Source organism: Natrinema halophilum, from assembly GCF_013402815.2.
Lineage (GTDB): Archaea > Halobacteriota > Halobacteria > Halobacteriales > Natrialbaceae > Natrinema > Natrinema halophilum.
Genome location: NZ_CP084880.1, coordinates 273,833 through 295,557 on the forward strand (window position 1 = coordinate 273,833; position 21,725 = coordinate 295,557).

20 protein-coding genes and 1 pseudogene are annotated in these 21,725 nt (G+C 55.5%); 8 read left to right on the top strand and 13 right to left on the bottom strand.

The genetic code is table 11. The features are described 5' to 3' along the window. Nucleotides 1-335 precede the first annotated feature (335 nt). The 5 genes and pseudogenes from HYG82_RS43115 to HYG82_RS43130 all read right to left on the bottom strand — a co-directional run bounded on the left by HYG82_RS43115 (nt 336) and on the right by HYG82_RS43130 (nt 4,341). On the bottom strand, nt 336-617 hold the full coding sequence (locus HYG82_RS43115) for a hypothetical protein (protein ID WP_235217961.1): 282 nt from the start codon (nt 615-617) through the stop codon (nt 336-338). A gap of 449 nt (nt 618-1,066) precedes the next feature. Then, nucleotides 1,067-1,423, bottom strand: a complete 357-nt coding sequence (locus HYG82_RS43120) for a Zn-ribbon domain-containing OB-fold protein (protein WP_284145060.1) — start codon at nt 1,421-1,423, stop codon at nt 1,067-1,069. A gap of 63 nt (nt 1,424-1,486) precedes the next feature. Next, nucleotides 1,487-1,654 carry a Zn-ribbon domain-containing OB-fold protein gene (locus HYG82_RS44415; RefSeq protein ID WP_284145047.1) on the bottom strand — a complete coding sequence of 56 codons (168 nt, stop codon included), beginning with the start codon at nt 1,652-1,654 and terminating at the stop codon, nt 1,487-1,489. Then, nucleotides 1,651-2,827, bottom strand: a pseudogene (locus HYG82_RS43125) (thiolase domain-containing protein). The gene HYG82_RS44415 and the pseudogene HYG82_RS43125 overlap by 4 nt, the downstream one beginning before the upstream one ends. A gap of 719 nt (nt 2,828-3,546) precedes the next feature. Next, entirely contained in the window at nt 3,547-4,341 is a 795-nt protein-coding gene (locus HYG82_RS43130; protein ID WP_235217963.1) for an enoyl-CoA hydratase/isomerase family protein, read from the bottom strand. A gap of 130 nt (nt 4,342-4,471) precedes the next feature. Between HYG82_RS43130 and HYG82_RS43135 the strand changes: the two genes are divergently transcribed. The 7 genes from HYG82_RS43135 (at nt 4,472) to HYG82_RS43160 (ending at nt 9,708) form a co-directional block, all read left to right on the top strand. After that, the gene (locus HYG82_RS43135; protein WP_235217964.1) at nt 4,472-4,627 is read left to right on the top strand and encodes a hypothetical protein; all 156 of its coding nucleotides are present in this window, start codon (nt 4,472-4,474) and stop codon (nt 4,625-4,627) included. Nucleotides 4,628-4,635: 8 nt separating this feature from the next. Next, a complete protein-coding gene (locus HYG82_RS43140; protein WP_235217965.1) occupies nt 4,636-4,998 on the top strand; it encodes a hypothetical protein in 363 nt (120 codons plus the stop codon). Between the two features lie 91 nt (nt 4,999-5,089). Beyond that, the gene (locus tag HYG82_RS44790; RefSeq protein WP_425495442.1) at nt 5,090-5,347 is read left to right on the top strand and encodes an alpha/beta fold hydrolase; all 258 of its coding nucleotides are present in this window, start codon (nt 5,090-5,092) and stop codon (nt 5,345-5,347) included. Further along, the gene (locus HYG82_RS44795; protein ID WP_425495432.1) at nt 5,307-5,810 is read left to right on the top strand and encodes an alpha/beta fold hydrolase; all 504 of its coding nucleotides are present in this window, start codon (nt 5,307-5,309) and stop codon (nt 5,808-5,810) included. Before HYG82_RS44790 ends, HYG82_RS44795 begins: the two co-directional genes overlap by 41 nt. A 90-nt stretch (nt 5,811-5,900) precedes the next feature. Beyond that, nucleotides 5,901-6,677 carry an SDR family NAD(P)-dependent oxidoreductase gene (locus HYG82_RS43150; RefSeq protein ID WP_235217967.1) on the top strand — a complete coding sequence of 259 codons (777 nt, stop codon included), beginning with the start codon at nt 5,901-5,903 and terminating at the stop codon, nt 6,675-6,677. 126 nt (nt 6,678-6,803) lie between these two features. Next, a complete protein-coding gene (locus HYG82_RS43155) occupies nt 6,804-7,985 on the top strand; it encodes a CaiB/BaiF CoA transferase family protein (RefSeq protein ID WP_235217968.1) in 1,182 nt (393 codons plus the stop codon). Nucleotides 7,986-8,478: 493 nt separating this feature from the next. Continuing rightward, nucleotides 8,479-9,708, top strand: coding sequence for a tyrosine-type recombinase/integrase (locus tag HYG82_RS43160; RefSeq protein ID WP_235217969.1), 1,230 nt, complete (start codon nt 8,479-8,481; stop codon nt 9,706-9,708). Nucleotides 9,709-10,510: 802 nt separating this feature from the next. On the opposite strand, the gene HYG82_RS43165 is transcribed toward HYG82_RS43160, so the two are convergent. From HYG82_RS43165 to HYG82_RS43200, 8 genes are all read right to left on the bottom strand, one after another. Further along, the gene (locus HYG82_RS43165; protein ID WP_235217970.1) at nt 10,511-11,002 is read right to left on the bottom strand and encodes a DUF7970 domain-containing protein; all 492 of its coding nucleotides are present in this window, start codon (nt 11,000-11,002) and stop codon (nt 10,511-10,513) included. Continuing rightward, nucleotides 10,999-11,841, bottom strand: coding sequence for a ParA family protein (locus HYG82_RS43170; protein WP_235217971.1), 843 nt, complete (start codon nt 11,839-11,841; stop codon nt 10,999-11,001). Before HYG82_RS43170 ends, HYG82_RS43165 begins: the two co-directional genes overlap by 4 nt. A 1,317-nt stretch (nt 11,842-13,158) precedes the next feature. After that, the gene (locus tag HYG82_RS43175) at nt 13,159-13,482 is read right to left on the bottom strand and encodes a TRAM domain-containing protein (protein ID WP_235217972.1); all 324 of its coding nucleotides are present in this window, start codon (nt 13,480-13,482) and stop codon (nt 13,159-13,161) included. 295 nt (nt 13,483-13,777) lie between these two features. Further along, complete coding sequence (locus HYG82_RS43180; protein WP_235217973.1) at nt 13,778-14,056, bottom strand: PadR family transcriptional regulator; 279 nt, start codon at nt 14,054-14,056, stop codon at nt 13,778-13,780. 557 nt (nt 14,057-14,613) lie between these two features. Continuing rightward, nucleotides 14,614-14,937: a hypothetical protein gene (locus HYG82_RS43185; protein WP_235217974.1), complete on the bottom strand. Its 324-nt coding sequence runs from the start codon at nt 14,935-14,937 to the stop codon at nt 14,614-14,616. Beyond that, a complete protein-coding gene (locus HYG82_RS43190) occupies nt 14,934-15,641 on the bottom strand; it encodes a class I SAM-dependent methyltransferase (protein WP_235217975.1) in 708 nt (235 codons plus the stop codon). Before HYG82_RS43190 ends, HYG82_RS43185 begins: the two co-directional genes overlap by 4 nt. Before the next feature lie 29 nt (nt 15,642-15,670). Then, entirely contained in the window at nt 15,671-17,413 is a 1,743-nt protein-coding gene (locus tag HYG82_RS43195) for a S9 family peptidase (RefSeq protein ID WP_235217976.1), read from the bottom strand. A 201-nt stretch (nt 17,414-17,614) separates the two neighbouring features. Then, the gene (locus tag HYG82_RS43200) at nt 17,615-18,535 is read right to left on the bottom strand and encodes a helix-turn-helix domain-containing protein (protein WP_235217977.1); all 921 of its coding nucleotides are present in this window, start codon (nt 18,533-18,535) and stop codon (nt 17,615-17,617) included. A 1,479-nt stretch (nt 18,536-20,014) separates the two neighbouring features. Between HYG82_RS43200 and HYG82_RS43205 the strand changes: the two genes are divergently transcribed. Then, nucleotides 20,015-20,773 carry a creatininase family protein gene (locus HYG82_RS43205; protein ID WP_235217978.1) on the top strand — a complete coding sequence of 253 codons (759 nt, stop codon included), beginning with the start codon at nt 20,015-20,017 and terminating at the stop codon, nt 20,771-20,773. Nucleotides 20,774-21,725: the final 952 nt, after the last annotated feature.

Here is a 21,725-nt window from a genome sequence, read left to right on the forward strand (position 1 = left end):
ATCGAAACTTGTAGTGTGGCCGACGTTATCAGGATCTTTCTCCAGTAATCCGATGCTCTCGATCGTTTCGACTCACTGTGTATCGTCCCGTCGGAAGTTATGGTAGCGTGCAGTATCGACCACGGTATCAGTCGGCCGTCGACTACGGAATTAGTCGACCGTCAACCACGGTATCAGTCAGCCGTCGACTACGGAATTAGTCGGCCACATCAAACGCGTGGCCCCTTCCAGAATATGCCTGGCAATTCTCATATATGCAGTATCGATCACTTTATCATCGAATCGTACACTCTCCGGGATTCTTCGAGCAGCGCCGTCCTCATCAATTCTAATATCTATCGTCGAAACTTCACATCACTCTCGTCGGTCGCGATACGATCGTCGATCGGATCGGCGTGGCCTGGTTCGACGACCCGATCCCCGATATAACCGATGTCGCCGATGTCGCCGATGTCGCCGATGTCGCCGATGTCGCCGATGTCGCCGATGTCGTCGATGTCGCCGATGTCGTCGATGTCGCCGATGTCGTCGATGTCGTCGATGTCGTCGATGTCGTCGATGTCGTCGATGTCGCCGATGTCAGTTTCGTCGATGATATTTTTGCACCAGTCCCGCATCGAACGATCCACTTGGTTCCACGAGTTTAACGTTCTCGGTGTTTCGATCACTATTCATGCACTCGGTCGCATTTCGTTTCTTCGACGGAACGAATTCGACATTTCTGCACCGCCGAAATGAAATTAAAACCCGTTCAGTGTGATTCCCATCGCGTCTTCGATGACGCTCAATCAGATAGTAATCGCATTATCTGCCGTTTCATATTCACTCCCGATCGCCTTGGCATTGTGAGTGAATCCGTCCGTGCCAGCAGCACCGATCGTCTCGATGATATCGGCTTGCTTCTCTCTTTCATGTTCGGCGAACGCGAACCTTCCCGATGAATCCTTCTTTCAGGGTCCGGTGGGACTCGCTTATCGACGTGCTGTTCGAATTCCGCGATGAAAACCAACACTTTCGATCGGTGGTGGTCTGGGAGTTCTTCATCGGTAAAAGGCCAGACTACGTTTCAAACTCCTGTAACACTGGGAGACTGGCAACTCGCCTGCTTCGACCTTCGGTTATCACTCGATCGGAAGTCGATAGATTTCCCGGCGAGATACCGGATCGTTGCGTCGGTATCAGTCGTGTCTCCTGGCATCTCATCCACTCGACCGTTTGTAGGGCTGGTCGAACCCGGTTTCGCTCCCCCCTCTCTCGGAACGAAGATGGGAATCGAGACGTTCTCGTCTTCGGTATCGACGAACTGGACCGCAACGCGCCTTCCCATAGCGACTTCCTCGGAGTTGACATCGATGTTCGTCATCAGTCGCGTCCCTTCGTCGAGTTCCACGTACGCAAGGATAAGCGGTAAGTCAGCTTCCAGTCAGCCGTTCATCGTTCGTGCCGTCGAATACGAGTATACTTCGCCCCAGCCCGACGTATCATGTCACTCGACGTCGTCGCTGAAGCAATCGGGGCAGAGCGACCGCGGGTAGTGATACACGAGTCCACAGTCGTTGCATTCCCGAACGAGGAAATCACCGTTAGATGCGGCCCGCCAGTAACACTCAGTTTCCAGGTTCGCTTCTGGAGCGGGGCGCGGGCTCCAGGTCACTGGTCTTCTTTCCCGAGTACGACGGTCGCTGCACCGTGACGGGTCGCCATACTTCCACCCGTCCCGTGGGCGAGAGCGACCTCAGTGTCGACTTGCACTTCCGGATTCGCCTCGCCGCAGAGTTGCCGGACGGCCTCGATCACTTTGGTCATCCCGCCGCGGTTCCCCGGATGATTCGAGCACAGGCCCCCGCTGTCCGTATTGAGCGGAAGGGCACTATCAGGAGCCTGAAACGTTCCGCCCTCGACGAACTCACTGCCCTCGCCCTTTTCGCAGACGCCCAGGCCCTCGAGCGCCTCGAGGACGGTGATGGTAAAGGAATCGTCGATCGACGCGTAACCGACGTCATCGGGGCTGAGTTCGGCTTCTGCGAAGGCTTGTTTACCGGACGATTCGGCTCCGGAGTGGGTGATATCGATTCGTCCGGCACCGTGGTGTGAGGGAGCTTCACCATGACCGAGCACTTCGACGGCCTCGCGGATGAGACCGGCGCGAACGTCGTCGAAAACGATGACCAGCGCACCGCAACCGTCGGAAATCAGGCAGTAGTCGAGTAAATGAAGTGGATCGGCTACGGCCCGTGATTGGACGACGTCTTCGACGGAGACGGGGTCTCGATACATTGCGTCTTCGTTGTACTGTGCGTGCTCGGAGGCAGCGACGCGTATCTCGACGAACTGTTCGCTCGTCGTGCCGTACTCGCGCACGTGCCGTCGCGCGGCCATGCCACCCATCGTGATGCTGGTCGCGCCGTCTATCCGCCCGAAATTATCCTGTACTGTTTTGATCTCTCTCGCACCTGGTCCCGTCGCGTAACCGCGAGAGCGGGGACGACCGGCGAGCATGACGAGTGCAACGTCACACTTCACAGTACGGATAGCGCTGACTGTGTGTCCGACGTTTGCGATATCGGATGAGCTACCATAATCGGTTGTGTCGACGTTTGACGGCTTCATTCCGAGATAGTCCGCTATGACGGAGCGGGGTCAGTCCGGATCGGCACTCGGGAATCTTCGCAGTAAAGAGCCCGTTGATACTGGCTTTCGATAGACCTGCATCATCGAGTGCACCCTTGGCCACTTCGGCAGGTAACTGCGGAGTCGACATTTCCGGTGCTTTCCGTGTCGAATGTTCGAAGGCACCAGCAACATATGCTGATTCGCGTTCTGGCATTCCGCAACCAGAGCAATTCATCTCTCCTAAAATCTTGCTTTCGAACACTTGCTGTCAGGCTACATGGAGGGTCGAAACAGCGATACGAGTCTCAGATCGACAGTTTTCATCTCAATTCGGTACTATTATTCTGTAATAATCATGCGTCTTCTATCAGTTCGGTCAGGCTGAACACACTATATCGTCGATTTTCCTTCTCATGTTCCGTCATCCTCACTCAGCGTACGCTTCGGCGGTTTTTGCGGTATGGTCTCCGTTCCTGAAAGAGAATAGCATGGGCTCAAGTACCACACTTCAGTCATCGATCGCCGGTGACCTTACCAACCATATGGGTGGAAAAGACGGAGCGAAAACTCGCACAATTCGGTTTCCGATATGAATTCAGGTCACGGTTCACGGCTCTGTTGGCCGTACAATCGGGCGATACCGAGAAAGGGGTGAACGGAACGATCCGGGACCGATAGCTCATCTTCCGTAATACGGAACGGGAACTACCCGACGAGAGACCTGCTGGGTTCATTCCACGAACTATCGTTGTGCGGATGGTTCGCTGACTACGTTCGAATCGGTCTGACTCTCGGCGGACGGTGGCCATCGATGGTTGGCCAGACGCGAAAACGACCAGCTTCGGGGTTCGTTCCGCTTTCTGATGGCGTTGCCGTCTATCCGAAAGCGATTCGTTTAGAAAATGTCGTCGAAACTTTGTCGCGTTCGAGCTATTATCGTCCGGTGAACGACGGTTCGTAGTCGTCCTCCACGAACGCACGGGCACCCTTTTCGTGGTCTTCGGTCGCCAGCAGCGGTTTGAACTGTTGACGGTCGTATTTGAAACCTTCCTCGAGGTCGGTTTGAGTGGCGACAGAAGCAGATCGTTTGATCGCCTGAATCGCAAGCGGTGGCTTCGATGCGATCTTTTCCGCGAACTCGGCCACGGCGTCGTCGAATTCCTCATCGGAAAATCGTTTGACGAGATTCAACTCGTGTGCACGGTCAGCGCTGATATGGTCGCCGGTCATCGCGATTTCTCTCGCGACTGCGGGATTGGCTAGTTCGCTGATCAGTTGCACCCCGCCCGCGCCAGGGATCAGTCCGAGGTCGACCTCCGGAAGCCCCAATCGTGCATCTTCGTGAGCCAACCGGAAGTCACAGGACATCGCCGTCTCGAACCCGCCACCGAGACAGTAACCGCGGATCTTTGCGATGATCGGGACCGGGAACGACCGGATGAACTCGTAGTGAGAGCGGTCTGACCGATCACCTGCGGATGCATCACTGAATTCGTTGATGTCCGCTCCAGCACAGAAATTCCCTCCTGCGCCCTCGATAACTACTGCGCGGAGTGCGACCCCGTCAGCCTCGTCGTTCTCCGCGTCAAGTTTTTCGAGCCCGGCGATAATATCAGTCTGAAGCTGACCGCTGAGTGCGTTCAGCGAGTCGGGACGGTCGAGCGTCAAGTGACCAATCCCTGTTTCGGCATCAAATTCCACGGCGGTCGTTTCGAATTCGGTTGGCATGCGTTCCGGTTATTATTGACTAACGTCATATAGCTACTCCTTTGGGACATGAACTAAACGGTGACGGGCGACCGAATGGACGCCTTGACCCGAACAGGACACTTTTATCCGTATCTGATGCCGCATACAAATGGTAGTCGATAGTGACACCATCGAGACAGTTGCAGTAGTCGGAAGCGAACAAATAGGCCGTGGAATAGCTGCCATTCTTGCGCTTTCGGGCTACGAGACCGCTGTCAACGACATAGTGATACATTTTGTCGCGGGCTTGGTTGCTCCGACGTGACAACTGCTATGCAGGGGCCCCAGGATCTCGTCCAAGCAGCGAATGACGATCATCGGTTCGAATCGGCGACCGAACAGTTCGACGGGTCGATCACCATCGAAACCGGGTCCCGGACACTCTGGCTCAGGATTTACAGGCGCGCGATCATCGCCACGGAACCGTCCGTTCCCATGGCCGGGGAGACGTTCAGCGTCGTCGGCGAGACGAACAACTGGGCTCGACTCGTCTGCACCGACGCATCGCTGTCTGAACTCCTCTACGACGGCAGCCTTCGGACGAAGGGCAACAAAATCGAAAGGAACCGGATGCGAGACTGTCTCGAGTTGCTGGTTCGTCATCTCGAGACGCTCGAGCGGGAGGCGATCCAATGACGGACGTCGATGCGGATTTGAGCGGACAGTACGTCGATATCGAGGGAACGAGGACCTACTACGAGACGGCGGGAGATCCGTTGGGCCCGCCATCGTCCTCGTCCACACTGCCGGCGCGGAGGGGCGCCAGTGGCGGTACGTCGGCCCGAAACCCGCACAAGCTGGCTACCACGTTTTCGTACCGGATCTTCCCGGACATGGCACGTCCTATCCGTCGACTGGGTGCCACACTCACGCCTTCACCAGCACGCCGAATTCCTCTGGCCGTTCCTTCAGACAGTTGCGGTGGAGCAACCAGTCGTCGCTGGTTGTTCAATCGGCGGGATACCATCCTCGATGTCGCCGTTAACCACGCCGACGACATCGCCTTTGCGATCTCCATCAGAAGGGCCTGTCGAACCCGTGGCGCCCCGCTCAGACGCCAGTCGCACCCGCACGCTTGCCCCGGTTGGCATGACCTTCTCGATTACTCGGTCGTCGACTGCACGGCAGGCGACCACGGCGAGCCCCTTCTCGAGGAATTGAAGTGGCAACATCGCGAATCCCAGCACGCAGCAGCGAACGACTTGCAAGCGTGGGCCGACCACGACGTTTCCGACCAGCTGGCCGAGGCGACCTGTCCCGTGCTCTTGGTCTGTGGAGACGACGACTCCTTCTTTCAGGACGACGTGTTCGAGGAGACCGTTACCGGATTGCCGGACTGTGAGGCGGTCACTATGAAAGACACTGGACACTACCCGATGGTGGAACGATTGGACCGCACAGCGAAACTCGTGTGTGAATTCCTCGTGGACATCCGTGTCAGCGAGTAGTCGCTCTCGACGTGTTCCGCCCTGGGATCGGTTGCTGGCGGCCTGTCAAATGACAACTCTTTTTGTTCGTTCGGTCAATCGTTTTACGAGATGCGAACCACTACCATTGCGGAGAAATGTGATTTTGCCGGAGACGTTGCTGCCGTCACCGGTGGTGCACAGGGTATCGGACGATCGATAGTCGAAGCGTTCGCGGCAAGCGACGCAGATGTGGCCATCGCCGACATCCAGCAAGAGACGGCGGCGTCGACGGCCGAGGAGATCGAAGCCGAATACGGTGTCGATGCGGTGGCAGTCGAATGCGACGTTTCGTCGGCCGACGACGCAAAGGCGATGGTCGAGACGGTCGTCTCCAACCTCGGCAAGATCGATTACCTCGTCAACAACGCAGGCGTAGCGGCCGGAACGCCTAGCTTCCTGGAATCTGAGCCCGAGGACTGGGACACGGCCGTCGACGTTTGCTTCTATGGAACGATGAACTGCACGCATGCCGTGTTACCTCACATGATAGAGCGCGGTGACGGTGCAATCGTCAACTTCGCAAGCGACTCCTACAAGGGTAACGACCCCGGGCTGGCGGTCTACGGCGCTGCGAAGGCAGCGAACGTATCCTTTACAGGGACCGTCTCGAAGGAAGTCGGCGACGAAGGCATCCGTATCAACTGTATCTCTCCCGGTACGACGCGGACACCCGCGACTGAGGACTGGATCGACGAATACGAGGAGAAAATCCTCGAGAGCTACGCGCTGGATCGTCTCGGCCGGCCGGAAGACATCGCCGACGGCGTGACCTTCCTCTGTAGCGACGCTGCAGACTGGATCACGGGACAGACGCTGAGCGTCAATGGCGGGTACGTTCGATCGTAAGCCATCCCGGTCAGTACGGCCTCCGAACCCGGGGCTGCAACAAAATCGAGTGCTCGCTTCGATACAGGCCATCTGAATCGGAACGCAGAAGGGAGTTTTATTCACGTCCGGGCGAATCGTGCTGGTATGGATCTCAGTTCCATCACGGTACTCGATCTGTCGCAGTTGTTACCGGGCCCCTACGGCACACAGTTGTTAGCAGAGATGGGCGCAGACGTCATCAAGATCGAACAACCGGACGGCGGTGACTACTCACGCTACACCGAACCGACGATGGATAGCGGCCAGGGGGCGGTTTTCACGGCTGTCAACCGAGGAAAAGAGAGCGTCACTCTCGATTTGAAATGCGACGAGGGACGGGAAGCGTTTTACCGACTCGCGGCGGAGGCGGACGTCGTCTTCGAGCAGTTCCGACCAGGAGTGGTGGATCGGTTAGGCGTAGGGTATGAGGACGTCTCGGAGTACAATTCGGAAATCGTCTACTGTTCGCTTTCGGGATACGGCCAGACGGGGCCGTACCGCAAGCGAGTGGGTCACGACCTCAATTATGCAGGGTTCGCCGGCCTGATAGATATGACGCGAGCCGATGAAGACGAACGGCCTCGGCTCCCAGGCTACCCCATCGGCGACATGGCCGGCGGGACCTTCGCCGCTCTCAGCATCGTCGGTGCCCTTCTCAGTCGGGAACTAGGGTCTACCGGAGGGAATTACATCGACATCTCGATGACGGACGCCGTCCTCTCGTTCTCCCAGGCTGTCGGGGTGCTGGCGATGACCGGCCAAAACCCCCGCCCAGGCAAGACGCATTTAACCGGGAAATATCCGTGCTACGACGTCTACGAGACAGCCGATGGCCGGTATCTGACTCTCGCGGCACTGGAACCGAAGTTCTGGGCCACGCTCTGTGACGAACTCGACAAGCCACATCTCCTCGAGAAACACCAATCAGGGGATGAAGCCGTTAGAACGGCCGTACGGGACGAATTAGCCGAAACGTTCCGAACCAAGGACCTGGCAGCGTGGGAGGACCAACTCGGAGACGTTGACGTAATGATCGGACGAGTGAACACGCCACAGGAGGCACTCGAGGACCCCCACCTCCGTGAGCGGGATGTCATCAAAACCGGTGGGGATGGCCCGCAGCGAATCGGCTTTCCCGCGTCGGTTCAACAGGGACTCGACGGGGGAAAAGGACCCGTGCCAGACCTCGGTGAACACACCGATAGCGTCTTCCGGCGGTTCGGGTTCGACGACGAAGAGATCGCCTCCCTTCGGGACGCCGGCGTGGTCGGCGAGTCGGCGGACTAGTTCCGCTCGCGGTTTTCCGTCACGTGTAGTTGGTAGCTTCTCCTCCGGAGTTGTGTCGGGTCTTGCTCGTTCCGCCCTCCTATCGACTGGCGAAGCTGGTTGTGCGAGGTCTGAATTCTATGCAGGCATGTACTTCCCACCTGCAAGACGTCCACTACCGTACCGATCCCGTCACTGCGTTCCGTCAGGATCGAACGGCAGGTCCCTGCACAGAGGCGAGTCGGAGTACGGTCGAGAATGCGTCTGAGGCAAGACTCTGCTGTTAGACGCGGGTGGTATTCGCGCCACCCCTGTCCGAATTTCATATAGCGGAATAGAATTCATGGATTGCAGGCGGGTTCAGGGTACTAATGGGTGTAGATCGGTTGTCCACTTGCGACAACAGTCTACACGGTAGTTTTTAATATCTGTCACCACTGCGTAGATGCACGAAAATGCCAGTTTCAAAATCCACCCTGAACGGAGCGAATCCACTCTTTGGTCGCGTCAAACCATGACCGATGCCGATACCGACACGATTCGCTGGTCACACAAATCACTCGAAGAGCTTCGAACGTTCTGGACGGCCCGCATCGAACCGGAACTTCGTCGTCACGGTCACGACCTCGACGATCGGCCGACCTATCGAGACCTTCTCGACGCTGGATTCGGCGGCCTGCAGGATGCGCTTCGAGAACAGCATGATCTGACGCTCGCAGAATTTCTTCGATCCGTTGGTTTCGTCGACGAGTCTGCGGACGGGTACAGGTGGCATATCGGGGACGAATCTACCGTCGACGAACTCCGGTCGTACATTCGAACCCTCGATCGGCGGCGGGACCTCGCCGAAAATACGATTGCGACTAAACAGTCCCGGCTCGCCACGTACGCGCGATTGTATCGAGACGTCCACGGCCGGGCCGACCTAACCGGTCGCATAGATGACATCGAAGAGAAAGCTCACGAAATCGAGCGTGTTCTCGCCGTTTTCGACGAACTCGATCGCAACCTCGATAGTGACGAGTCGAAACTCAGGTACTTGGGCGACGTGTCACAATTTTACGAGCATCTCGTTCGACGTGGAAAAGCAGCGTACAACCCCGCGGAAACGATCGATATGGAATACGGTTGGAAACGACCAGAGCCCGATAACGTCGCCCTTTCCGACGAGCAGGTCAATCGGATCTACGATGCCGTCGAATCACCGTCAGAAAAACTTCTCGTACTCGCTCTCTGCGGGTGGGGTCTCCGACGGAGCGAGGTCGCATCGCTCCACGTGTCCCAATTCGTACTCGACGGATCCGATCCGCACATCTATTTCGAAGAACGCAAGAACGGGCCGGGTACGGTCGCGTTGATCTACGGTCGCCAGACAGTGGTCGATCGAATCGATGCGCTTAGCGCTCGAGACGGGGACTGGAACGGGTATCTCTTTCCGTCCGATCAGTCCACGTCTGGTCATATTATCGGCGATACGGTTCAAGCTCGCTTTCAGCGCATCGCGGACCGTGCGAGCGTTCAGGTCCGAGGGGAGACGCCAACTTCGAAGATGGGGCGCAGATTCTGGTATACTACGTACCTCGATTCGCAAAACGCCCTCCTCGACAACCTCGAGGCGATTGCGGCTGACCAGGGGAGTTCGGACGTAAGCGTTGTCCTGAAAAATTACCTCTCGGAACAGCAGCGTCGCCAACACCGTCGAGAATATATGCGCAAGCGTCTCACGAAGGCGTTTGCTCAGTAACGCCTTCTATTTTCGGTCATACTGTGATGAACTGATAGTGGTCTTTACTGTCTGAACTCTGTCGAGGTTGCTACTCTTACATCCATACACCAAATGGCGCTATATCTATCTCGGGCGTGTTGCGTTGTAAATGCCATCACAGATATTCGTGGGATTACCCCGTTTTGCCGCCCTGTTATCCGAAGACCAACCAACTAGAAGGTGTTCACCTATCACGAAACTTCGAACAGAAACTCATCGGCGAAATCAACCAAAACAACTGTTTTGGCTACTGAAGGCTCTCCCGAAACGGGAACCCAGAACTAGAGGGTAAACGAGTGTGTGTTCCGAGGCGGTCGCTCAAATTATTTAAACCATGGTCGGCTATCGGAATGTTCATGAATTAAACCCTGCTGTGAATGGGGGATGGAAGCAGCCTCGAATCGCGGTGAACGCGGGTTATACATGTGAAGAACTGCGAATTGGTGGCTGATAGTGACGTGAATGCGGCTGAGAATATGCGTGCGGCGGGAACTCCGCGTCCTGCCCAGGATAGGAACGGCTATCTAGCCCAGCCATCGGTTCGCCTGTTCGACAATCAAATCGGGGGGAGTTGCCTCACAAGAACAGGTCCAACCGTAGACCGGTAACTATCCCAACGGTGCCGTGTAGTTCGGAAAGCCCCGTCGTCGGGCTGTGCCCAACCGCTTGAGGGATCGATGATCACTCTCCGTTTACGACGGGGCGGAGGTCTCCATGTACTACGAACCGGGCCCGTGAATGGCTGGTATCGTTCGCAACTTGACCGAACTTACTATACGGACTAGTCGACCGACTCGAAGCCCCAGTCTCGAAGCCGATCGACGACGTCATCGACGTTGTACATTGCTGCTTCGTAGGCTGCCTCTCGAACGTCGGTCTTCGAAACGTCAGTTCCGAGTTCTTCGCTTACCGCGTCAACGAAATCGCTCTCTGCGTCGGTCACATAATCCCGCAAGTAAAATTGCACCATCTCGCGGTCCTGTTTTACGTTATCGCGGACGTAAACCCATGGAACGCCCGAATCGCTCGCACTGTTTTGTGGCGGATCGTCTACGATCGAGTCGTTCGATCCCGTTTCCCGTTCGGTAACTGTCTCATCGGTCGTCGTTTTTGCCTCCGCTGTTGATTCCGATTCCTCGTTTTGCCGATCCGGTTTTGAATCGGGTTCATCGTCGGTTGCTTCATCGGTGGGCTTTTCTTCAGTAGTTTGTTTTCCGGCGGTATCGTCTTGGCCCATGTCTGCGAATGGATCGCTCCCGGTTCCTTTTTTCATAGACCGCCCACCTCCTCGATTTTCGTTGCTAGTTGATCGATTTTCTCGAGCGTCTCCATTTCGTGGTCGCGCTGTCGGTCCCTGTGTGCATCGACGTAGTGGCGTGGGGTACACTGCTGATCCCAGCATCCCTCGAAGAGCGACGACCGGTCGCGGATCGCAACGGGTGCCGGATAGCCCCGATCGCGAATTTCCGACAAATACCGTTCCTGATCGGACGTTCGACCGACACCATTTGGGACTGCAGAGAGGACGCCGATTTCCGCTTCGAGCCGATCCTCGAGACCATCGACGAGTTCTTCCAGTCCGAGGACGCTTTGCATGCCCTTGCCGGTCGGCTCGACGGGGATTACCAGACTCCGTGTCGCCGAGACTGCATTGTACAGGTGGGGGCCTGCAGTCGCAGGCGGGTCGACGACGATGACGTCGTATTTCTGGGGAAGCCCAGATTCGAGGAGTACCTGTCGGAGCCGATCGTATGGGTCGAACTCGTCTCCCTCGCCGAGATCCTCCGCCATCTGCTGTGCCCGGTTGAGAAGATCCTCGAGGTTTTCCAGCATATTATGGCTTGGAAGTAAATCGAGTCCGTATTCGGTTTCGTGAACGAGGTCCTCGAGTGGCCCTTTCGGCCGATCGATCAGATGTCGAACGATGTTGTCGGCCTGGCTATCGTCTCGTGGGGCATCGACGTCGAGAAAGTAGGTGAGCGATCCGTTTTGTTGATCCATATCGATCGCGAGGACATCGAGTCCGTGTGCAGCGTGGGACTCGAGCAGTGCTGCGCCTATGGTGGTTTTTCCGACACCACCCGCTTCGGAGTAGGTCGTATATGTGAGCATGGTTGTCGGTTAGTCTTCTTGAATATAATACTTCGCCACACCGTCTGGATAGTCTAACTAGTTGGCCTAACCGAATAGCTCATCTCCAGATGAGCGATTACTTGGTTCGTATCCGCCATTTCGACCCGCTACGATCGGTTAGGCCACTCGGGACGCTTGACCAGATGTGTTGTCTAGCAGAATATGTTTTCTTGGCCATTCTATAACATCTTTCGTGTGATTGATCGAGTTCGGATAACTCTGTTTACGCAGGCCAATTAATTCGATAGAACAACCGGATTATGCGCCGCAAGTGGTTTGAGTACGTGATCTATATGGTTTCGTCTGCGTTTTCTAGTTAGGATCACTGGCACGCCTATTCAAGAAGTCTTGCCAACTGGCCTATCTGGTTGAAACTCCTGCCAAGCACGTGCGATTAGATCACAGGTGTTTTGATAAATCGACAGGCTCCATCCGTATAACGTAAAGCAGCCTATCCAATCAGACTAATCGATTAGCCTTACCGGTATATCTATTCAATAGGTATACTCCGGCTGATACCGGGTTTCCTGTCCCTGATACCGTGTGGCTTTGTCGAGTAGCCGAACGGAATAGCATATCCGAATAGCCTAACCAATAAGTCAACCTGGTTAGTTAACAGCCCCGTCCAATTACGTCAGGAACGGCAGTTCGACGGGAATACTCCTATCCTGAGAAACTAACCCAATAGCCTAACCGAATAGCATATTCGACCAGTTTCCCCCTCCTTTCTCAGACAGGGGGTGTTGGCCACGGAGGCGGAAGGTCTCGGAACTGAGTCCAGCTGTAGTTATTAGACAGGCCTTCTTGATAGCTTTACTAGTTAACCTAACTAATCGGTGTATCCGTATAGGCTAACGGGTTAGGATAATGGGGTTGTATAGCAGAATCGTTTCTTCGGGTTAGACGCTTTCCGGAGGGAGACGAAATAGCATATTCGGATAGCCTATCTGGCCAGCCTAACCAGACGGCCTTCCCCTTCCGCCAATTTCCAGAATACTGATCACTGGTTATACCACGGAGACAGAACGGGACGTGCATCTTTCCAGAAAGGCTCATCGAGTAGCATTACTGGTTGGGCTAACTAGTTGGCCTATCCGAAATCTCTCCTTCTTCTCAAGCGTTGTCAACGCGATCATTCGCTATGCGTACGAAACACAGTTGCCGCTTCTACGGAGTTGCTGTAGAGGACTGGCGGCGTCACCGAGACAACGGTCGTGATCAGGTCGGCCCCAGTCGGGTGCGAGTGAAGGGGAGATCGGGCTACCCAATATGCTGCCACGACGGCAGTTTCGAGTATCAACCTGTTTCGATCAGTTCTGCCTCACCGTACGTCTCGTCGACAGACGTGACGCGAACTGTTGCCTCAATCGCCGAAATGTCTGCCTCGAGAAAGAGGACGAAACCGCTCTCTGTTTTACAGACGAGCGTGCCGTCTGACTTCTCGTCGACGATATCGACAGCAACGGTGTCCCCGAGTTCGGGCTTTCCGCCGAGGGGTTCTCCACACCGCCAACAGTCCGTGTCGTACTCTGAGGATTCTTCCGGAGCGTTATTGGCACCACATCGTGGCGTATCGCACTTGATATACGAGTCGTGGATTCCCGGCTGGTAGCGTCCCACACCGGACCGAGGCTACTGTCTCTAAAAAATGTACCGTTCAGTTCGCGAATTCCTATTGCGTCGTCGTATCCGAAGACCATCGCTACACTACTGCTGCGGGACGGAAGCCGCTTGCATGATACGTTGCCCGGTGGCGATTCACCTACAGTCGCCCCGTATGGGTTCGTGATTTACGACGGCACCTCGGAGAGGCCGTAGCTATCTGGAAGTGCAGTGGGTCAAGACGCGGCTCTCACTCTCTATGATTGAAACTCCACATATAAGCGAGTCCGGAAATAGTCTGTCGTCGCTTACGTCATTCGAGACCGACGAACTGATTTTCCCACTCCCGTCGGGCCTCGAGTTCCCGGGTACCTCGTCGAGTAACCGAATAGATGTTGGTTCGGCGATCTTTTTCCCCCTTCTCGACGAGCCCCTTGTCGACGAGCGTGTCCAGATTCGGATAGAGTCGCCCGTGGTGGATTTCCTTCTCGTAGTAGTTTTCGAGTTCTTCCTTGATGGCGAGCCCGTGGGGTTCGTCTTGACCGGCGATCACGTACAACAGGTCGCGCTGGAATCCAGTGAGATCGTACATACTTCTACTCTGTAGACCAACGTATAAAATTCCGTCTATCTTTGAACGAAGAGAGTCCCCCTTCCCCGGGGCGGCCGTAGAACGCAACCGGTTCCAATGCCATCCTGAAGCTATCATCTCATTGAATAGAGTTGTATCCCCTTACCTGATACGACATATATTCCGGAATATCCGGGTTAGATATGTCAGTCGTCCGTGGTTCAGCGGAAAATAATACGCACGAGCAAAGGTTGTGGGTTATTATCCTACAACCACTGATTTATTTTGAATCACAATGTGGCACAGGGCGAGCGCATTCCGCGTCTTCGAGCGCGGGATCGAGTAGTATTCATAGTGCGTCCGTTCCACACTACTCTACAGTATGTGGTTTTCGTACTGTTCAGTTGTAGTTAGAGTCGATAGCTACGTACATATCGCGTGAACGGGGGTACTGCCAGGGTGGGCGACGTTCGAGTGTTTGAGTTCGCAGTAGTGAGTTTCGATGGGCACTGGTATATCGTGGATACCGAGATCGAATATAAACTCGAGCTCTCGGCGCTTGATTGGAAATTCGTCTCCTACGTCGGTTCAGCCGGGGTATAAGTGTAGAGACGGTAGATCAGACGGAGAACAGCAAAGAGGATACTCACCTGGAAGATGATTGGTATGTACGGTGGGACATCGGTGATCGCTACGAGGACACCGAGGACCAATGCTGCGATGCCGATGCGGAGGACAGTGTTCCCCGCGATGTCAGCGACGACGTCGTCTGGGAGCGGCGAAGTCCTATCGTAGCCTGCGAGAAGAAACGTCCAGCCACGGAATTTGATCAGTGCTCCTGTAATCATCAATAGACTGCCGACACTGAGCCACTGCAAGGCAGTAGAGGACGGTTCGATCATCGTCTGTCACCGCAATCAGGATCGATCTCGAACGTGGTTATCATGCCGAGCAGTCCGGTATTCGTGTCCTGCACCGTGAGGCCCGCTTCCGCGACAATTTCTCTTGGTTCTTGGGTCCATCGGCATCCCATCTTCGCATAGTGTGCATCAGTACGCCACTCCTGGTACCTCGCGATTGCTCCCACGTCGCTACGCCCGTGTTCGACCAGGCGAATCGTTCCATCGGGCTTGCAGACACGTTCCATCTCCCGCAGCGCAGCGACCGGGTTCGGGAACGTACACGTCGACAGCGCGGAGATCACCACGTCGAAGCTGTCGTCGGGAAAATCGAGATCCTGTGCGTCCATCTCTCGGAGCGTGCCGTCCATTCCCAGCGCGGCGAGTTGCTCGTCGGCGTTCGCTAGCATTTCCGGGCTGATGTCGATTCCGACGAGATCGACCGTGTCGGGGAGATACCGGAAGTTCGCCCCAGCCCCGCAGGCGACGTCCAGTACCCTCCCTTCCACGTCGCCGAACCGGGAGCGACGATATCGACCAGTGACGACGCGGTCGAACAGCTCGAATCGATGCATCCAGTCGGCATATTCGGCATAGGTGGACTTGATCTCCGAGACCGACATCGATCGGTTCGACGCTGGATCGGTGTCGTCTCGATGGTGCTCGCTGCAGGGCTTGTGCTGCGTCGGTTGTTCAGTTCGAGTCATTGTCGTGGATTCCTTTAGTATCTCGGCGTTCAGACGTGCGAGCTGAAGAACTCGACAGTCCTGGTTATGTACTCGATGCGGTTTTCGGTTCGCTCGACGCCGTGGCCTTCGTCCTCGAATAGCAGGTACTCGTAGTCGACATCCCGCTTTTCTACTGAGGACACGAGCTGTTCGGCTTCACTTTTGGGTACCCGCGGATCGTTCGCCCCCTGAACGATGAGCAGGGGAACGTCGATGTCGTCGGTGTACGTGATTGGGGACCGTTCTTCGTAGAGGACGGGCTTTTCTTCGGGTGTGCCTTGGAGTTTCCGGATCAACACGTCACCCAGATACTGCCGAGCCTCTTCGATGGTCGTCTCCCAGTTGACGACCCCACAGACGCTCGCACCCATGTCGAACGCGTCGGTCGCGCCGACGCCCATCAGGGCCATATAGCCGCCGTAGGACGCGCCGAGAATACCGACCTGGTCCCGGCCTCGATTTCGGAGGTACGCAGCGGCCGCGACGACGTCGGTGAGATCGTCGCCGCCGAGGTCCCCGTCGCTCGCCTTCCGGAAGTCACGTCCGTAGCCGAGACTCCCACGGAAATCCGGTGCGAGAACCTCGAACCCGGCGCGGACGAGCGTCTGCGTAACTATGTCGAGTCGGTTGTAGTGCTGTGCCTCCGGGCCACCGTGGACCTTGACGACACCACCGAGTGGCTCGTCTTCCGGTCTGTAGAGTCGCGCGGCGATCTCCCGGCCGTCGAACGATTCGTAGGTAATCTCCTCGGGGAAAACCGTCTGGACATCGACCTGCCCTTCTTCAACGACGGTCGCCCCGTCGCGCCGAAGATCACCGGCGGTCGCTGGACTCCAGTGCTTGTAGTAGACGTCGCCATCGATGGATTTCAGGTCCATGTTCATACCTGTTCGCTCGACGGTCGTGACGTCGCCATCGCTGAGCACACACAGCCGCCGGTCCCCGCCGCGAGCTTCGATGAACGCGATGTCGCCCTCATCCGTCCACTGTGGGTCGTACTTGTCGTGGTTGTTCACGTAGCAGAGTCTGTAGTCACCGTCGCCGTCCGTGACTGCGAGTTCTCGATACCCCGTCTCGTGGTTGGTCGTAAAGACGATTCCATCTTCCGACCACGCACCGTCGCCGTCGTCGGTAAAGGCGAACGACTGCTCGGAATCGGGTTCGTCAATGAAGACGTCGTCCCTATCGAGGTGGAGGTCCACGAGCTGGAGTGCCGAGTCGTCGAAGGTACCAGCCTGGTAGACGATCCGGTGCCCGTCCGGGGACCACGCGTAGCCCATCACCGGTTCGTCGGCTTCGGATTGCTTGGTGATCGTGCCTTCGTCGATGTCGTACGTGTACAGGTCCAGCGACCGATCTCGATTAGAGATGAAGGCGATCCGATTCGGATCTGTCGGAGCCTGTCGAGCGTTGACGTTGAGGAACTGGTCGTCTACAACCGGCGTTACCGCTCCGGTCTCGGGATCAATCTTCAGGAGGTCGAACTGTTCGTTCCCATCTACATCGCGATAGGCAAGAATTGACTCGTGACCCCGCAACCACGTCGGTGACGTGATATCGCCGTCAGCGTGCGTGAGTCGACCCTCACTGGTCCACAGGTCGTAGTCTCCGTCACCGTAGGCGGCATAGACGACCGTGTCGTCGGGCATCTTCGTGTAGCCGGACACGCCGTGTGCCCCAGCGAGACGATGCACGTACTCGGAAAGCGATTCGACATGTTGCCCCTCGGCAGGCGTTTTGTGTGCCGTCATTGGTTCGAACACCGCGTCGACACTCGGACCATCGTGCTCCCATCCCTTAACAATTATAGAGTATTTGATATATTATCAGGACTGTTTCAAAATTTCGTTTGAGTGGCTAGCCCGGCAATCGGGCGTATCTAAGACGATTTCAACAGTTGGCCCCGACAACGGCCCGATCCATCAAACGAGAATTTTGAAATATATATGTCATTAACGACGACCGTGCTGATCGCTGTGTCGCACACGTTCAGTTCGTGTAACCGTGGCGTTTTTATCGAGAAGCAGTCGCAGTGCACTCGTCTCTCGTTGTAACTCGACTCGATACTCATCAGGGGCAGTCTGGATCTGTTCAGATGTCCATTGGCCGTCCTGAAGATAACGATGGAACTCCCAGGCACCCGTTCCCAGAACGTCGACGCCGTGATCCCAGTGGAAAGCGATCGATTCTGGATGGTAGACTGCTGCATACGGCAGGGGAACACCCATAACGCGCTGACATTGCTGACATTCGTTGACAACCCCGTAAGAGACAGGTACCAGATCCCCGACTGAAGTCGACTCGGCATCCATGACCTCCGTATCGAAATGACCGGCACAGTCCGGACAGACTCCTTGCTGCATTTTGAGAAAGTCGCCGACCTGCTCCCAGATGACAGCATCAATCAGATCAGGCCCTGAGTGAGATCGCGCCTGTGCGGGCCTGATCCGATACGAGAAGGCGGGGCGGTCACATTCGGAACACCGAATCATGAAGTACTGCTCTTCGAGTTGGGCCTCGAGCGGGCTTTCCCCACAGAATAGACACCGCCCATCCGTCTCGATGGTTCCGAAATCCGGCGGCGAGCGAAAGTTCTCGGCGAGAATAAACCTGACCAACTGCTCGCCAGCATGGGTGAACGCGTAGCCGTTCTCATGCTTCCTGAGAAATGTACCCGTGAGTTCTCCGAGGTGATACGAGAGTTTCGACGTGTTGTCTACGCTGACGCGATCGTAAATGTCAGAGAACGATAGTTCGGTGACGCCCGTCTGTCGCTTTTCGTGCTGTGCGAGTGCGACCGTTCGAAGGATTTCGAGTCGAATCTCGTCGGACAAGAGCCCGAATACGTCGGCTGCCGTCTGTTCGGTCTCCATACAGGATAGAACGCGACTGTCGTATTGAAACTACGGCCAGACACCGGGGTGAGGGCAATGCCGGTACTCGTATCGCTGGCGACCCGTGCCACCGAAGAACGAACTACAGCGTACGGAAAACGACAGTGAACAGATGTAAGTGCGGTCTGGTTATTCAGTATTTCCGTAACTCGAATTCGTCGTCTTTGGCGTCTATCTCGCAAACTCACGGGCAGCTTCCGGCTCTTCCGATATCTTTATTGTATACGAACCATATTTATAGTAACAAGGTTATAATAACCACACAAGAATGTGTTATTCCCGTGGTTTTCTTTGGCTATCTCCAGTAATAGTTGCAAATACTTACAAAATTTCCAACAGGTTAATGGGGGTGTGTTCTAAAGCCTGAAATGGCGAGGTATAGGATGTAGTCGTTGCTGATGGGATTCGACACTCCGAGACATACACCCTCGCCACTACGAGATCGTTCCGATGTGAAGCCACCTGCCAAACTGTCACCCGATCTCGTTTCCCATCATACGACACACCACCTAGGGGATTAAGCACTCCATCGCCGACTCCCGTCGGCATTTCAGCGCGGCGTTAATTTTTTCCGTAATCTATAGAAACATCAAGAGGAACTAAAAAATAAACTATAAAACCATAAGCTTGATAATTCACTCCAGATTATGATTACTCGCGCGCTGAAAAGTGCGCCACAGAAGGGGAATTCGTCTCTATGGCGACTCCCCCTTCTGTGCCTCACGTAGCTCCCTTTCTGGGAGAGTCTCACCTTGGGGGGGTGAGACTTTAAAACGCATGCGATTTTGCTGGGTATTTGTCCCTCGTTCGTTGTTCCGCTGGGTGCGCCGCCGAATCTCTTCGACTATCTGATCGACTCCCATTCATTACACGAGCAAGAACCACAGAAGATCAAACCTCATTGCGCTCGATATAATTACGTCCATTCTACAATACACCGAAATGTAATACTTTCATTGCTGTAAAATGTTCTCGTTAGTTTGTAGCGAACGTGATCGTCTGGGCCGAGGAGAATGAACGATAGGGAGGTTTCTTCTTATTCTATCGGTGGACGGAATTGTTGTTCCAGATATCGGGAAGTGATATTTCCGTTATCGGAAGTTTTCCCACGCTCTATACTGGTGAGAGGCCTTGTTTGGACGCCAAAGACACCGGCTTACTTCGGTGGGCAGACCACCATCAGCACCAGAACTGTGTAGGGTGTCTCCTCGTCTTTCCCGATTCACACGTCTCGCAACGTTTGCGAAACACGCCGTTTCCGACGATTCTGCACCATCGGTCAAGACGGGTGATGGCGAGTACGCTAATTGGACCATCGACGCTATCCACGGCCTCCGCGAATAACTCGATCCTGCTTCCTAACGTCGGTCAGTATAGAGGCAACGGTTAGCAGTTCCTGTGTGAGTCGGTATAATTCCATCACAGGCTTTTTCGTTTCGACAAGACAGACACAAATACGTGCCTTCTCGCAAATCAGTACGCCTTGAGGAGATGGTATGGCCAGAGGTTGAATCTGCCCTCGAAAATGGAACACGGACAGCAATCGTGGCTGTCGGTTCGATCGAACAACACGGTCCACATTTACCGTTGAATATGGATGCGCTCGACGGGGACGAGCTTTCACGCCGAATTGCGTCAGAACTGGGCGATGCCCTCGCTGCCCCAACGATTCGCCCCGGGTGTTCGGGCCATCACATGGAATTTCCCGGTACGATCACCGTTCCACCTGAGACGCTGATGGACGTAATCCGGTCGTACTGCCGATCACTCGGCGAACACGGCTTCGAGTACATTGTCCTGGTCCCGACCCACGGCGGGAACTTCGGGCCGGTCGAGACCGTGGCGCCCGACATCGCCCGCGAACTCGACGCCACGGTGATTCCACTTGCCGATCTCGACGAACACATGCAATTGCTGAACGAGGGGCTTAGCGAGGCGGGCATCGAGTACGATCAGGACGTGATCCACGCCGGAGCCGCCGAAACGGCGATGGTGCTGGCCATCAACGAGGGTCTCGTCAGGATGGAGAATATCGAACCCGGGCCTGAGGGCGATATCTCACCAGCCCGTTTGCTGAGTGAGGGGTTCAAATCGATTACCGAAAACGGCGTCCTCGGTGATCCGACCAAAGCAACCACCGAGGCAGGAGAAGTGATCATTCAGAACGTCGTGGACACGTACGCCGAGCAGGTCAAAAGTGAACGCGATGCGGTCTGAGTGTGCGACCTACTGACAGACGCAGGTTCCCTGAGAGATTGATTCGTAGCGTTACTAGCGCACGGAATCTGGCTTCTCACCCCGTCTAAACAAGACCCGAGTGATACGAAATTCGGAGGAAATACATGTGTCATATAGCATGTCAGATAGCCATTGATACGTAATTTCGTGATTTGACGCTCGATCGCTGTTGCGTTACGTTTGCTGTCTCATATTCTGAGCGATCCTGCCAACCGATTGCCTCGAACTCGAACGCAACGACCTCTGACGTGAAGTGGTCTCGATTTCGCGGATCTGCATCAGCGCGTACGGAACCGACGACGCGTTCGGGGTTTGGTGCTAAAAATTGAGGGCCTCAGAAAGGGGTCAGAATCCGCCCGGATGGGCGCAGAAAGACGGCCGCCGGGCGGGACGGGTGGGACAATATCGCGGTCAGTGGGTGGTGATTGAATCGTGTCGCGTGAGATACGCGACGGTGAATATGTTCGATCTGGCATATATCAATCCCACCCCAATTCTAAGTGCGTAGGAATCGTCCCTCTGGCCGTTTGAAATAACCCCCGTTCACCGTTGCGCTGGGTCCGCTGTCGGATGTCTCTACGGCCTTACCCGTGGACTGCTCCAGGACCAACTCGAGCACCGTCTGGTCCGTTTCGCTTTCGATATCGCGAACCCGTATCAGTTCGTTAGTCGTCAACTGCTTGGAGTCGGTCGTCTCCTACGGACAAACCCCGAGGTGGGCGGGCAGCCAATTCGCTCTGAATATCTCTTTTTGTGAGTAGTGTCGACGACTTCTAGCTACGACGATGATAACTCGTCACCAATTATAGAAATGAAGGTGTTGGAACCTACTGTCCCGGATGCTCATCAAATATCCGTACTTTCGGTTGGATGATTCGCGTTCCCTCTACTGTTCTCGAGACGCCTTACTGGGATTCGAAGTGTTTTGACG